Below are 13,645 nucleotides of genomic sequence, written 5' to 3'. Positions count from 1 at the left end.
TCATTTCTCGCTTTGCGCTTTTTCTGCCTGCTGACGCATATGCTGAACCTTTAGCTGTCCGCAAGCAGCTTGAATCGCATCTCCCATTTCCTTGCGTACTGTAACAGCTACTCCATAGGAGGCCACTATCGACTTGAAAGCATCAATGGCTCGCGGCGATGGTTTAAATAACTGTATATGTTCGTTCCCGTTGACCGGGATTAGATTAACATTACAATTTGGAAAGGTTTTTACCAAGGCTCCTAACTCATGAGCCTGTTCTCTAGACGCATTCACGCCGTCTATCAAAATATATTCAAACGTAATCCGTCGTTCCGTTTTCTCATAATAAGTCTTAACCGCAGCCAATACATCTTTAATGTCGTAATATGCACCGATGGGCATAATCTCACGGCGTATTGTATCATTGGGCGCATGCAAGGATAATGCCAGCGTAATCGGAATACCTTCATCTGCCAAAAGATAAATATTTTCGACAATGCCGCAGGTAGATAAGGTCATTCGCCGGTAGCCAATGTCAAAGCTTTCTTTTTCATGCAGAAAACGTAAAGCGCCGATTGTATTTTCATAATTCTGTAAAGGCTCTCCGGCCCCCATAACAACGATGGAATGTATACGTTCTTTGAGTACGTACGCAAACAGCAATACCTGTGCTACGATTTCATGAACCTCCAGATTGCGGAACAAGCCACCTGTAGTAGAAGCACAAAAAATGCATCCCATAGCACAACCTACTTGTGAAGACACACACACCGAATTGCCGTAATGCTGCTTCATCAATACGGTTTCTACTTGGCTGCCGTCACTAAGCTTTAGCAATAATTTTTTAGTATTACCGTCAGGTGCTGTTTTCTCCGTCACAATCGTCGGTAAACTGATAACGCAGTATTCCTTCAGCCATGTCCGTAAATCTGTTGGCAACTGTGCCATATCACCAAAAGAGAATATGTAGCGTTTATAAATATAATCCATCAGCTGTTTTGCTCGGAACCGCTGAAAGCCTGCAGCTGTTATAAGTTGCTGTAGCTCCTCCAATGATTTACCCAACAGCTCTGTCATAGAACCTCCTTGCGCATGCGCGCTATAAAAAAGCCATCCATCTCATCTTTATGTGGCATCAAAGTAACCATAGGCCCTTTAGTCTCGAAAGGCAGCAATGTTGCTGCATCTTCAATGATAAATTCAGGATGTTCCTTTAAAAAAGCAGTGACTACACCCTCATTTTCAGCCTTATTGATTGTACAAGTAGAATAAATCAAATGGCCACCGGTCTTTACAGCTTTTGCAGCGCGTTCTAAAATACGTCCCTGCAATTCCGGCAGTGCATCAATAGCTTTTTCCTCCTTACGCCATCGCATATCGGGTTTCTTCTGTAATATACCAAGACCCGAACAAGGCGCATCAACCAGTACCTTATCAAATACATTATCATACGATTCCGGTAATGTCGTGGCATCCTGTTCATAAAAGGAAACGATAGACACATGCAAGCGCTGAGCATTTTGTTTCATCAATTCGATTTTATGGCTATGAATGTCATTGGCCACAATAGCTCCTTGATTTTGCATCAAAGCAGCCATATGCATTGTCTTTCCACCCGGTGCTGCGCAACAGTCCAACACCTTCTCTCCCGGTTTTGGCTGTACAACATAAGCTACTGCCATAGAAGCTTCGTCCATAAAAGTGATTGATCCCTCTTTCACCCATTTTGCAGCTTCTAAGCTACCTCGATGGCTAAGAATTCGCAACGCCTCAGGTATTTTAGTACTCTGTTCTACCCGCCATCCGGCTTTCTCCATTTCAGAAACAATCACTTCAGGCGTAGCTTTCAAGGTGTTGACGCGAGCTATAAGTGCCGGATTGTCATTACACCAAGACAACAGTCCCAACGTTGTATCCTCGCCATACTCGCTAAGCCAACGCTGTATTAACCATTCCGGTTGATTATACACATATGACCAACGCTGCGCTTCACTGTCTGCCATTGCTTCAATACTTAATTCTTCGCGACAGCGTTCACTATTACGCAAGACACCATTAACGAATCCATGCAATCCGCGCGTAAGCTTCCGTGCTAATTTTACACTTTCATTCACTGCTGCCGAATGAGGGACTCGATCTAAATACCATAGTTGATATAACCCAAGACGTAAAATTTCTACGACCATGGCGGATAATTTTTTAATAGGTCGTCCCGTCAGTTTAATTATCATGGCATCCAAATAATTTCTTCGTCTGATAACACCATACACGAGCTCGGTAAAAAAGCGGCGATCTACATCCGTAAAATGATATTGACTAATATATTGTTGTAAAACAATATTAGCGTATCCGCCATCGCGGTTAATCTCCAACAACGCTCGTACAGCTGCCAAGCGTACATTTACTCGGTTGCCTGACCTCAATACCGAATCTTGTTTTTTAGTATCCATTAATTAATCTCTCCACAACTGCTTGAATCCTCTTTGTATCTACTCGCGTATTACAGCAAGGACCACATGGTCGTTCGTTAAGAACACCTACTACAGGAATAGGGAACACATCATTCATACCGCTTACCAAATCACGTTCACAGGCAATAGCTACAATAGCTTTGGGACGTATTTTTTTTATCATCATCCGTGCAAGCGTCCCTCCGGTCACAACTACGAAGTGGCAACCGTACGTATCAGCTATATCTAACAGTTCACCAACCTGACAACGTCCACAGCGCTTGCAATTATGAACATCCGTGGTTACCTTATGAACGCAATCACTTTGCTGTAAACAGTGAGGTGTCAATAACAACACTCTCTCTGCCGGCACTTTATACAAATTAAGCTCCACCAAATGATTAATAAGAGCAATCAGAGACTGACTTATGCGGTCCTTATCAACACCACATAGTTTTCCCAGCCCCAATACCGCCGGGAAAAAAGCGTACAACCACCGATTACTGATGCGTAATACTATCGGTGAAATTCGTATTCCCTTTTTAGCTGCCGCAAGCATGATTCCCCACATAACCCAGCATACGATAGGAAACAATGCCAGCAAAACCTCGCCGGTCATAGCCGCGCCAATACCGAAGGCCTGCATGCCCGGCCACAGTAAAAACATGAGTGTAGACCAGGCAAAAGATAGAATGACAAACACGGTAAAGGTTAATTGAAAATATAGCGGATATTGACCATATTTACTGTGCGTACTTTGCTTATCACATAGATTGTGTGTATTGCTCATCAAATACCATCCCCGCCTTCAGCTGATGGCCCCGGCAAAAATCACCGGCCTTCATACGTTTTTTATTTTCCGGTTGAACCTCGGTAATAGCTAACACGCCATTTCCTGTCTGTACGGCAAATCCGTTATCATTTATTCCAATAACAGTACCCACCGCGCCTACCTGTGCCCCAGGGAATTCATGCGCCACCCCTGCTTCAGTAAGCGCATAAGCCTTCCATATTTTAAGTCGCTTACCATTCAAAAAAGTTACACACCCCGGCGACGGAGAAAGGCCTCTAATTTTTCGTGCCAATACAACAGCATCTTCTTGCCATTGCAAATACCCCATATCCTTCGTCACTTTGCGAGTATGCGTAGCACAACTATTGTCTTGCGGTGTTGCCGTTACCGTACCGGCCACTAAACCGTCTATTGCTTCATTGATCATCGAGCCTCCCAAAAGAGCCAATCGATCAAACAACTCACCTGTAGTTTCCTCTGGTTCGATTTCAATCTCAGTTTGTACCAAGATATCTCCTGTGTCCAGCCCTTCATCCATCTGCATAATAGTAATGCCCGTCGTTGTATCACCGTTTAAGATAGCCCAGTGAATCGGCGCTGCTCCACGATATGCCGGAAGTAATGAGGCATGTACATTAATGCATCCCCACTGCGGCTGATGAATTAACCATGGTGGCAAAATCTTGCCATAGGCTACCACTACCACAATATCCGGACGCAATTCATGAAGGCATTCTTTTATATCCTCTGTTTTTAGCGTATCCGGCTGAAAAACAGGAATATTTGCTTCCAGAGCTATTTCTTTAACCGGTGGCATTTGAACCTTTTTACCTCGCCCTTTAGCCTTATCCGGTTGGCAAAATACACCTACTACCTCATGAGGCCCTTCAATTAATGCCTGTAGCGTAGGCACTGCAAAATCGGGCGTCCCCATAAATACAACTCTCAAGTGTTGCATATCTATCTTCTCCTTATGACCTATATAGAAGTCGTCATCGATGTTTTTGTTTCCTCAACTGCCTCGCTGGCCGCTTCCTCTATCTGACTTGCTTGCTCTTTCGCCACATATACTTTTTCCAGACGTTCCACAAACAAAATACCATTTAAGTGATCAATCTCATGTTGTAAAATGCGGGCTAAAAATCCTTCAGCTTTAATTTTTTTCTTCTTATTATGACGGTCGATATAATGTACTTCCACAAAATTATACCGTTTTACATCTCCAAAATAACCTGGCACGCTAAGGCATCCTTCTAATCCAATTTGTTCACCGTCAGCCTTTACAATTTCAGGATTAATGAACTCTTGTAAACCGTTACCGTCATCCAGTACCAACATTCTCTGTGACACACCTACCTGCGGTGCTGCCAGCCCGACACCGTCGGATGCATACATAGTTTCCGCCATATCGTCTAACAACTGACGAATCTTCTTATTAACAAATTCCACCGGTGTTGCCACCTGCTTTAACACCGGATGTCCTGCTTTAATTACTTCTAATACTGCCATATAACCTCCGTTACATCGGGTCCACATCAATAGCCAACCCCTCTTGCGTAAATATCCAAGAATGATAAATATACTTTTTTACATCTGATAAGGTATCTCCGCGTACCATAACCGATATGCGATACAGATTGCGTACTCGATTAACACCTTCTTCGTATGGTCCCAGTACTTCAACATCATCGTCAAACGCTTTACTGAGCTCTTCTACAATAGCCGTTGCTATCTGCATTGCTTTATCTTTTTTTTCATGCTGCATACGGAAATGAATCATCTCGCCACACGGTGGATACCCCAACGCTTTGCGCGCCTCGATTTCTTCCTTATAAAACCCTTTGTAGTCGTGGGTCTTACTCTTTATTATAGCATAATGCAGTGGATTGTAAGTTTGAATTACCACATGCCCTTCCGATTTTCCGCGACCGGCTCGTCCCGCTGCTTGCGTCAATAAATCAAATGTTCTTTCAGCCGCCGTATAAAGCGGTATATTCAATACAGAATCCGCTGTCAAAATGCCAACAGCCGTAACACCTTCAAAGTCGTGACCTTTAGCTACCATTTGAGTGCCTAATAAAATATCATACTCACCGGCAGCAAAACCGTGTAGCACATCTTCGCCACGTCCTTTTTTCGCTGCTACATCCTGATCCAGCCTTGCAATGCGTGCCCGGGGAAATTGTTTTGCCAATTCCTCCTCCACTCGCTGCGTGCCGGAGCCAAAAAATTTAATTTTCCTGCTACCACATTTAGGACACACCTCAGGTACCCGTTCATGGTATTCACAATAATGACATCGTAAGGCTTCATTTGCCCTATGATATACCAACGATACATCGCAATGCGGACAGTTCACCGGTTCACCGCACTCGCGACACATAACAAAAGTGCTGTACCCCCGCCGATTAAGGAGCATAATCATCTGTTCCTTTTTTTCTAATGTGCGTTGAATGAGATCCGTCATAGCATCGGAAAATACAGAGTAGTTTCCATGAAGTAATTCTTCTTTCATATCCACTAACAACACTGTTGGCAACGGCTGATGATGAATACGTTCCGGCAACTCCAACAACGTGTAGATTCCCTTCTTAGCCTTATAATATGAATCTACCGACGGCGTGGCCGATCCTAAAATAACAGGACAGCTGTTGCTTTCTGCGCGCCATAAAGCAACCTGCCGCGCATGATATCTAACCATGTCTTCTTGCTTATATGATCCATCGTGTTCTTCATCAACTACGATAAGGCCGATATCATCAGTCGGTGCAAATACCGCTGAACGTGCGCCGATGATGATATGACTATCCTTACGACGTAATCGCTCCCAATTATTATAGCGCTCGCTAATTGTCAGCTTGCTATGAAAAACAACTACTTCGTCACCGAAAGCTTCTACAAAACGAGTAACAATTTGATCCGTCAGCATGATTTCCGGCACTAAAATAACGGCTATACGATTTTCCGCCACACAGGCTGCCGCTGCCTTTATATATACCTGTGTCTTACCGCTGCCTGTTACCCCGTGAAGCAAAAATGGACTAAATCTCCGATGAATAATCGCATCATGAATCGGCGCATATACCTTTACTTGTGCATTTGTTAACGGTATATCCGGTATTTCTCGAGCATCGTAATCCGTATGCGTGTGTCGGTATTTTTCTTCACGACGTACCCCACTAAGCTCCGATACTTGTTTAATGATAGCTAATGAGAATCCTTGCTCTTTAAGCATATCATAGGAAGCTCCGCCAACGGACAACAAATATGCCACTGCTTCACGTTGTCTCTTTTTTCGAGCCGGTATAGATTCCACGGTAAGAAATGACTCGGGATATAACCAAGCGACCTTAGGCCGCTCATAGCTTTTTAATTCTTTTTTATCAATGGTAAATAAGCGAAGTGCATCAGGATAGGAGCAAAGATAATGATGGCTGAGCCTTTTTGCGGTAGCCAGCATCTCCGGTGTAAACCAAGGTGTTTTATCGAGTACGGAGAGAATAGGCTTAACCGTAAAATTAAGAGCCACTGTTTCCGGCGCATAACCAACAATAATCCCCTCTTCTTTACCGCGCCCCAATGGTATGGCAACGCGCGTCCCAACGGGTATCACGCCAAGTGCATCCGGCACTTCATAAGTAAAGGGCTTGTTCAACTGTTTAGCCGGTCTATTGACAATAACTTCTGCTAATCGCACCGTAGCACCTCCTTAGTCACTTCTTTTGATTATACCATTTCCGTTAGTAATTGAAAAATGGATGCCTCACCATTCTCTATATTACAAGAAGGTAAAAGCATCCATTATTACATCTTCACTTAAGGTTTATGAATCAATCCTCAAGCTATCCAATTAAAGTCCTGCTTCCTGACGAAGGATATCCGCTTTGTCAGTTTCTTCCCAAGGAAGATCGATATCGGTACGACCGAAGTGACCGTATGCCGCCGTCTGACGATAAATCGGGCGAAGCAAGTTGAGCATTTCGATAATCCCTGCCGGGCGAAGGTCAAAATGTTTACGCACCAATTCTCCAATGCGTTCTTCGGAAATTTTACCGGTACCAAACGTTTCTACCATGATGGAAACCGGCTGTGCTACACCAATAGCATAGGCAATCTGAATTTCACATTTATCTGCCAAACCGGCAGCAACGATATTCTTTGCCACATAACGAGCCGCATAAGCAGCACTACGGTCAACCTTTGTAGGATCCTTACCGGAGAAAGCACCGCCACCGTGACGAGCCATACCACCATAGGTATCAACAATAATCTTACGACCTGTTAATCCTGCATCCCCCTGCGGTCCGCCAATAACAAAACGTCCCGTTGGGTTAATAAAGAATTTCGTATTTTCATCAACAAAGCCTTCCGGCAATACCGGGGCAATTACATACTTCTTCAAATCTGCTTCAATCTGTTCACGCGTTACTTCCGGACCATGCTGCGTAGAAATTACGATTGTTTCAATGCGCTTCGGTACACCGTCAACATATTCAACAGTTACCTGCGTTTTACCATCCGGACGAAGATAATTAAGAGTTCCATCTTTGCGCACCTTCGTCAACTGACGAGATAAACGATGAGCCAACGCAATCGGCATCGGCATGAATTCTTCGGTTTCATTAGTTGCATAACCGAACATCATACCTTGGTCGCCGGCACCAATTTTATCAAACTTATCCTGACCGCCTTGGCGGGTTTCCAAAGCTTCATCAACACCCATGGCAATATCGGCGGATTGTTCGTCAATAGCTACATTAACGCCGCAAGTATCGCAGTCAAATCCAAATTTAGCGCGAGTATATCCAATTTCACGGATTGTTTCACGAACAATATGATTAATGTCCACATAGCAATTTGTAGAAATTTCACCTACTACATGTACCTGTCCGGTTGTTACCAACGTTTCGCAAGCAACATGCGCAGTCGGATCTTTAGCTAAAATAGCATCCAATACCGCATCGGAAATCTGGTCAGCGATTTTATCAGGATGACCTTCCGTAACGGATTCGGACGTGAAAAATACGTGTTTTTCAGCCATTCATCTTACCTCCAATAAAAAAATTCCTCATCAATAAGATGAGGAACCTAAACCCCATCTTTCGGCTGTTACCGTCGGAATTAGCACCTTTTCTTCACAGAATGGTTGCTGTAGCTTCATTGGGCCTTTCCCTCCACTACTCTTGATGAGTCATATCATTTCTAATTTAACTGTAGTAACTTTTGTTACCTCGCATATTATACTACAAAAGTATGATTCTGCCAAGGCCACAATGTAATATATCTTTTTACTATAATTCAGCTACGGCTGCAATAATTCGCTTTGCCACATCTTGCTTACTCATAAGTGGCAGATTAGTAATCTGCTCACCAGGATAAATAAATGTAACTTCATTAGTATCCACATTAAAGCCAGCATTTTCCTTACTTACATCATTGGCTACAAGCATATCTAAGTTTTTATTACGCACTTTTGCACGGCCGTATTCGATAACGTCATTAGTTTCTGCTGCAAAACCAATAAGCTTTTGATGCGTTTTCTTCTCTCCCAGCCCCTTTAAGATATCCGGATTTTTTACCAAATCCAAAGACATATGCTCCATCTTTTTTATCTTTTGCTCTGCTGCCTCAGCCACGCGGAAATCCGCCACTGCGGCTGCCATAATAACCGCATCACACTCTTCATATACTGCTTCTACCTGTTGCTGCATATCACACGCCGACTGAACAGGCACAAACTGCACACCATACGGAACCTCAAGATGAGTCGGCGCCGATACCAAGATTGTACGCGCACCGGCTAACGCAGCCTGTTCGGCAATAGCATATCCCATTTTTCCGCTGGATTTATTACTAATGAATCGTACCGGATCAATAGCTTCCTGTGTGCCACCGGCTGTTACAACCACAGTTTTTCCTTTTAACAAATCTGTTTTCATAAGATGAAATTGTAACCATTTCACAATATCCACCGGTTCCGGTAATCGACCAATACCACTGGTTCCGCAAGCCAACGATCCGCTGGCAGCTTCTAATATATGGTACCCCAATTGACGCAATGTGTTCATATTGCGTTGCGTAATTGGATTCAAATACATATTTGTATTCATAGCCGGACAAAGAAAGACCGGTGCCTGTGTAGCCATAATTTGCGTAGTTAACATATCGTCCGCAATACCGGAGGCGATTTTACCGATTACATTAGCTGTTGCCGGAGCCACCACATAAGCATCTGCCCATGTAGCCAACGCAATGTGTTCGACATTCCAATCATGAACATCTTCAAACATCTTTACAGCTACCGGATGCCCACTAATCTCGCCGAAGGTCATAGGAGAAACAAATTTAGTAGCATTTTCCGTCATCACTACCTTTACTTCCGCCCCTAACTTACGCAAACGACTTACCACTTCCACAGCTTTATAGGCTGCAATTCCTCCCGATACCCCTACAATAATATGCTTGTTCTTCATCGCCTCTGCTCCTATAGAAAATACCGGTATGATACCGGTATTTATAACGTTCTTATTTAATGCCATCCTTAATGCGGGCAAACCCGATTTTATTTTCTGCGATTTCATGTAACGCTACAGAAACCGGTTTATCGGAATCTACATCATTCACCAGAGCCGGATCGCCATCGGTTAATTCCCGTGCGCGTTTAGCGGCCAATGTAACTAACGTATATTTACTATCCACATGTTTTTCCAAATCTTTTAATAGCGGTTTTACCATCATAACTGCAACACCTCTTCCATAAATTACCTACACGGTTAGTCATTCGTATAATTTTTGTAAATATCCTGAATCTTTTCTTTATTGCGTTTTATCTTACACGTTTCTGCGCGTAAAATAGAGGCCACTTTTTCCACAGCATCCTCTAATACATCATTTACTACAATATAGTCGTAACGATGCGCTAACGCTAATTCAGAACTAGCCTTTGACAATCGCTTGTTAATCACATCCGTCGCATCGGTGCCACGATCGCGCAACCGATTCGACAAAATATCCAAGGAAGGCGGAACAATATAGATAAACACAGCATCGCTGAAACGATCTTTTACCTGCATTGCACCTTGGATATCAATCTCTAGGATAACACTTTTACCTTCCTCGAGCAACTTCATAACATGACTCTTCGGTGTCCCATAGTAGTTATCATATACCTGAGCATATTCCAGGAACGCATCCTCTGCGATGAGTTCTTTAAATTCTTCTTTAGTGCGGAAAAAGTAGCTAATACCTTCCTCTTCTCCCACACGTGGCGCCCGTGTTGTCATTGACACAGAGTACACCAGATTCGGCATCTCCTTGCGAAGCGCCGCACAAATTGTGCCTTTACCCGCTCCGGACGGACCGGAAAGCACGATTAAAATTCCCTTCTCCGTCATTTGCCTATCATCCCTCCACTGTTTCTTCCGTATGCTGCACTACACGATGAGCCACTGTTTCCGGTTGAATAGCAGACAATACAATTTGTCCGCTGTCCATTACTAAAACAGCTCGCGTTTTACGACCGTATGTAGCATCAATAAGAATGCTTTTATCCCGTGCATCCTGTATCATTCTTTTAATCGGTGCCGAGTCAGGACTGATAATAGCCACCAACCGTGAAGCGGACACCATATTACCAAAACCGATATTTAGCAGTTTCGTACCCATACTCCAACTCCTTATCTTTGGGACTTACTCGATATTTTGTATCTGCTCTCGTATCTTCTCAAGTTCACATTTCAATGCTACTACTCTATCCGTAATCGACAGGTCCGCCCCCTTGGAGCCCATCGTATTCACTTCTCGATTCATTTCCTGAATGAGGAAATCCAATTTACGGCCTATCGGTTCCGTATCATTGAGGGTGTTTCTTAATTGTACCACATGAGACCCGAATCGTACAATTTCTTCTGAAATATCTGTTTTATCCGCCATAATGGCTACTTCCTGCAGTATTCTATCCTCATCAACGGTCTTGCCGAGTGCAGATAACATGTCATCCAGTCGTCGGCGCAATCGTTCTTCATACGCCGTTAGCACATCAGTTTTATGACAATCGATAGCCTCAACAATATTTTCCAGCGTCTGTAGCCGCGCTTCAATATCCAGGCGCAACGCTTCACCTTCCTTAGCCCTCATTTTTAGCAGATTTGTTATCGCTTCCTCTGCAGCCTTCATCGCCAACATAGCAATCGTATCCGGTGTTATATCCACCTCTTCCACGGAAAAACATTCATTGCTAACAGCCGTAACAGCCGACAAGGGCACTTCTTGTTCGGATCCATAAAAACCTTCCCGCACCAACGCACGACGAACTTCTTGCACTAATGCGCTGTCCACCGTCAAAGTCCGTCCCTTTGTCCCCGATTTACAAGAAATGCTTACTTCTATCTTACCTCGAGCCAATGATCCCTTCACCATCCGCCGTATCTCATCCTCTACAGCGGTAAATAAGCGAGGAACCTTGCATATGATATCGCAATACCGAGAATTTACCGATTTCATCTCTATGGTAACATCCAATTGTTCATTAGCAGCGCGGCCACTGCCAAAGCCAGTCATACTATTCATTATCGTATCCTCTCATATAGGTCATTTAATATCAATATTTATTCTAACACTAATAACCACCTAAAAAAAGGTATAAATATGATATACTAGCTAGTATGAAAGGAGAGGATAAAATGAATTTAGACGGATTGACTTTATCCGTATTGGTCAGAGAATTGGCAGCTCATATCGTGAACAGTCAAATTCAACGCCTCTTACAGATAGATAAGACAACATTGCTGTTTCGCTTAAACACGCATAACGGCAATCGTAATTTAATCATAACCGTCGGTGCCAAACCGAGCATATATATGGCCAATCACTTAACAGATATTCCTAAAGAGCCGACCTCACTTTGTATGTTTCTGCGTAAACACATAGAAGGCGCTCGTCTTACATCCATCGAACAAGTAAATGGTGATCGTATCATCCACATTACGGCTGATAAATTAGCCTTAGACGGTACACTCGTTGCCACCCACATTTACGTAGAACTTATGGGAAAATACTCCAACTGTATCTTCGTCCAAGACGGTGTGGTATTAGAGTCACTCATCCATGTATCACCGGTTATGAACCGTGAACGTACCGTCTCACCCAAGCAACCTTATGAGTTACCTCCCAACGCGGAGCGAACAAGCATCTTTGATTTTTCCGAAAAAGAAATTAAAGGTATGTTACATTCATTTCCGGATGATACAGTCGGCAAAACAATACGAAAACTCTTCAATGGTTTTGGTCCCGTATTACTGCGCGAAGTATGCTACCGTGCCAAAATAAATGAAAAGGATATCTGGGAAAACTTGTCCGAAGATTCAATCGATCAATTAGCTACAGCATTATACTCACTGAGATGTGAGTTAGCTACTGCCAACGTACTCTATGAATGCACATTGACTTCAGGCAAAAAAATTGCATCACCTATCCCCCTATCCTATCTCACAACCGATGAGTCCGCATCACAAACTGTTTACGACTCACTCTCTCATGCGATAGAAACGGATATAACTGCTACCGGATCCATTCATACCGCCGGTCACGACTTAGAACGTTTGCTTACACAAGCTATAAAAAAGGAAGAATTGCGTCACAGTAAAATCGAAGCCGAAGTGTCCGATACCAGTAAAGCAGATACCTACAAAGCCTATGGTGATTTATTGATGATCAATGCCTATCAAGATAGTCATTACGCCGCTTCTATTACCGTTGACAATGTGTTAATCGATCCGGTTGTACCGATTACTATTCCTCTTACACCGGAACTAAGCATCGTTGAAAATGCCCAATCCTACTACAAGTTATATACCAAGTTAAAAAATCGCACTAAGAGTGGTCGGTATCAATTAGAACAAAGCCGTATTCGCATCGACTATTTACAGTCCATTCTTTATAGTTTAGAACTGGCTACAACGAGTAATGAAGTCCAGGCCATCCGCACGGAATGCGAATCAGCAGGGTTAATAAAAAAATCAAAAAAACCTTTGCCATATAAGCCGGCCAAAGATAATTTTATACGCATCCATCTCGATGGGGGCGAGCTTATTATCGGTCGTAACAATCAACAAAATGACTATCTCACCCATCGCTGGGCAAAACCCTATGACATGTGGTTTCATACCTTACACACCCAGGGATCCCATGTCATTTTAAAATGTGATGGAGAACCCACTGAAGAACTCTTGGAGCTAGCCGCTCGTTACGCTGCTTACTTCAGTAAAGCCCGAGAGTCTTCCAAGGTGCCGGTTGACTATACGTTAGTAAAATATATTAAAAAACCCCCTGCCTCTCCTCCGGGATTTGTTATTTATACACATCAAAAAACATTATATGTAGACCCGTTCATTCCTCAGGAAGACGTTATACAACAATAATG

13 protein-coding genes and 1 riboswitch are annotated in these 13,645 nt (G+C 43.3%); of the genes, 1 reads left to right on the top strand and 12 read right to left on the bottom strand.

Annotated elements, in window-relative coordinates:
• From rlmN to Q5873_RS03695, 12 genes are all read right to left on the bottom strand, one after another.
• Nucleotides 1-1,059: a dual-specificity RNA methyltransferase RlmN gene (gene rlmN / locus Q5873_RS03750; RefSeq protein WP_303059300.1), complete on the bottom strand. Its 1,059-nt coding sequence runs from the start codon at nucleotides 1,057-1,059 to the stop codon at nucleotides 1-3.
• Nucleotides 1,056-2,432 carry a 16S rRNA (cytosine(967)-C(5))-methyltransferase RsmB gene (gene rsmB / locus Q5873_RS03745; RefSeq protein WP_303059298.1) on the bottom strand — a complete coding sequence of 459 codons (1,377 nt, stop codon included), beginning with the start codon at nucleotides 2,430-2,432 and terminating at the stop codon, nucleotides 1,056-1,058. Before rsmB ends, rlmN begins: the two co-directional genes overlap by 4 nt.
• Nucleotides 2,422-3,222, bottom strand: coding sequence for a DUF116 domain-containing protein (locus tag Q5873_RS03740; RefSeq protein ID WP_303059296.1), 801 nt, complete (start codon nucleotides 3,220-3,222; stop codon nucleotides 2,422-2,424). The genes rsmB and Q5873_RS03740 overlap by 11 nt, the downstream gene beginning before the upstream one ends.
• Nucleotides 3,197-4,183, bottom strand: coding sequence for a methionyl-tRNA formyltransferase (gene fmt, locus Q5873_RS03735; RefSeq protein WP_303059294.1), 987 nt, complete (start codon nucleotides 4,181-4,183; stop codon nucleotides 3,197-3,199). Before fmt ends, Q5873_RS03740 begins: the two co-directional genes overlap by 26 nt.
• A gap of 20 nt (nucleotides 4,184-4,203) precedes the next feature.
• Complete coding sequence (gene def / locus Q5873_RS03730) at nucleotides 4,204-4,734, bottom strand: peptide deformylase (protein WP_303059292.1); 531 nt, start codon at nucleotides 4,732-4,734, stop codon at nucleotides 4,204-4,206.
• 10 nt (nucleotides 4,735-4,744) lie between these two features.
• The gene (priA, locus tag Q5873_RS03725) at nucleotides 4,745-6,922 is read right to left on the bottom strand and encodes a replication restart helicase PriA (protein ID WP_303059290.1); all 2,178 of its coding nucleotides are present in this window, start codon (nucleotides 6,920-6,922) and stop codon (nucleotides 4,745-4,747) included.
• Nucleotides 6,923-7,075: 153 nt separating this feature from the next.
• Nucleotides 7,076-8,266: a methionine adenosyltransferase gene (metK, locus tag Q5873_RS03720; protein ID WP_205087619.1), complete on the bottom strand. Its 1,191-nt coding sequence runs from the start codon at nucleotides 8,264-8,266 to the stop codon at nucleotides 7,076-7,078.
• Between the two features lie 51 nt (nucleotides 8,267-8,317).
• A riboswitch (SAM riboswitch) is annotated at nucleotides 8,318-8,418 on the bottom strand.
• A 98-nt stretch (nucleotides 8,419-8,516) separates the two neighbouring features.
• Nucleotides 8,517-9,698 (bottom strand): bifunctional phosphopantothenoylcysteine decarboxylase/phosphopantothenate--cysteine ligase CoaBC, encoded by a 1,182-nt coding sequence (gene coaBC / locus Q5873_RS03715; protein WP_028256044.1) that lies wholly within the window; start codon nucleotides 9,696-9,698, stop codon nucleotides 8,517-8,519.
• Between the two features lie 52 nt (nucleotides 9,699-9,750).
• On the bottom strand, nucleotides 9,751-9,963 hold the full coding sequence (gene rpoZ, locus Q5873_RS03710) for a DNA-directed RNA polymerase subunit omega (RefSeq protein ID WP_028256045.1): 213 nt from the start codon (nucleotides 9,961-9,963) through the stop codon (nucleotides 9,751-9,753).
• A 35-nt stretch (nucleotides 9,964-9,998) separates the two neighbouring features.
• Nucleotides 9,999-10,619 carry a guanylate kinase gene (gene gmk, locus Q5873_RS03705; RefSeq protein WP_028256046.1) on the bottom strand — a complete coding sequence of 207 codons (621 nt, stop codon included), beginning with the start codon at nucleotides 10,617-10,619 and terminating at the stop codon, nucleotides 9,999-10,001.
• A gap of 7 nt (nucleotides 10,620-10,626) precedes the next feature.
• Nucleotides 10,627-10,890 carry an extracellular matrix/biofilm regulator RemA gene (gene remA / locus Q5873_RS03700; protein ID WP_028256047.1) on the bottom strand — a complete coding sequence of 88 codons (264 nt, stop codon included), beginning with the start codon at nucleotides 10,888-10,890 and terminating at the stop codon, nucleotides 10,627-10,629.
• Nucleotides 10,891-10,914: 24 nt separating this feature from the next.
• Nucleotides 10,915-11,793, bottom strand: a complete 879-nt coding sequence (locus Q5873_RS03695; RefSeq protein ID WP_288301861.1) for a YicC/YloC family endoribonuclease — start codon at nucleotides 11,791-11,793, stop codon at nucleotides 10,915-10,917.
• A 113-nt stretch (nucleotides 11,794-11,906) separates the two neighbouring features.
• Here Q5873_RS03695 and Q5873_RS03690 point away from each other — a divergent pair, with 113 nt between their 5' ends.
• Entirely contained in the window at nucleotides 11,907-13,643 is a 1,737-nt protein-coding gene (locus Q5873_RS03690; RefSeq protein WP_303059285.1) for an Rqc2 family fibronectin-binding protein, read from the top strand.
• Nucleotides 13,644-13,645: the final 2 nt, after the last annotated feature.

The sequence above is a fragment of the Veillonella magna genome (assembly GCF_959600285.1).
Taxonomy (GTDB): domain Bacteria; phylum Bacillota; class Negativicutes; order Veillonellales; family Veillonellaceae; genus Veillonella_A; species Veillonella_A magna.
The sequence above is the reverse complement of the archived record's forward strand: the minus strand, read 5'-3'. Positions and strand labels throughout refer to the sequence as shown.

Excerpts from the sequence above, each read along its gene's own strand:
- rlmN (WP_303059300.1), bottom strand. The coding sequence starts at position 1,059 with ATGACAGAGCTGTTGGGTAAATCATTGGAGGAGCTACAGCAACTTATA.
- rsmB (WP_303059298.1), bottom strand. The coding sequence starts at position 2,432 with ATGGATACTAAAAAACAAGATTCGGTATTGAGGTCAGGCAACCGAGTA.
- fmt (WP_303059294.1), bottom strand. The coding sequence starts at position 4,183 with ATGCAACACTTGAGAGTTGTATTTATGGGGACGCCCGATTTTGCAGTG.
- metK (WP_205087619.1), bottom strand. The coding sequence starts at position 8,266 with ATGGCTGAAAAACACGTATTTTTCACGTCCGAATCCGTTACGGAAGGT.
- gmk (WP_028256046.1), bottom strand. The coding sequence starts at position 10,619 with ATGACGGAGAAGGGAATTTTAATCGTGCTTTCCGGTCCGTCCGGAGCG.
- rpoZ (WP_028256045.1), bottom strand. The coding sequence starts at position 9,963 with ATGATGGTAAAACCGCTATTAAAAGATTTGGAAAAACATGTGGATAGT.
- Q5873_RS03690 (WP_303059285.1), top strand. The coding sequence starts at position 11,907 with ATGAATTTAGACGGATTGACTTTATCCGTATTGGTCAGAGAATTGGCA.
- def (WP_303059292.1), bottom strand. The coding sequence starts at position 4,734 with ATGGCAGTATTAGAAGTAATTAAAGCAGGACATCCGGTGTTAAAGCAG.
- remA (WP_028256047.1), bottom strand. The coding sequence starts at position 10,890 with ATGGGTACGAAACTGCTAAATATCGGTTTTGGTAATATGGTGTCCGCT.
- Q5873_RS03695 (WP_288301861.1), bottom strand. The coding sequence starts at position 11,793 with ATGAATAGTATGACTGGCTTTGGCAGTGGCCGCGCTGCTAATGAACAA.
- Q5873_RS03740 (WP_303059296.1), bottom strand. The coding sequence starts at position 3,222 with ATGAGCAATACACACAATCTATGTGATAAGCAAAGTACGCACAGTAAA.
- coaBC (WP_028256044.1), bottom strand. The coding sequence starts at position 9,698 with ATGAAGAACAAGCATATTATTGTAGGGGTATCGGGAGGAATTGCAGCC.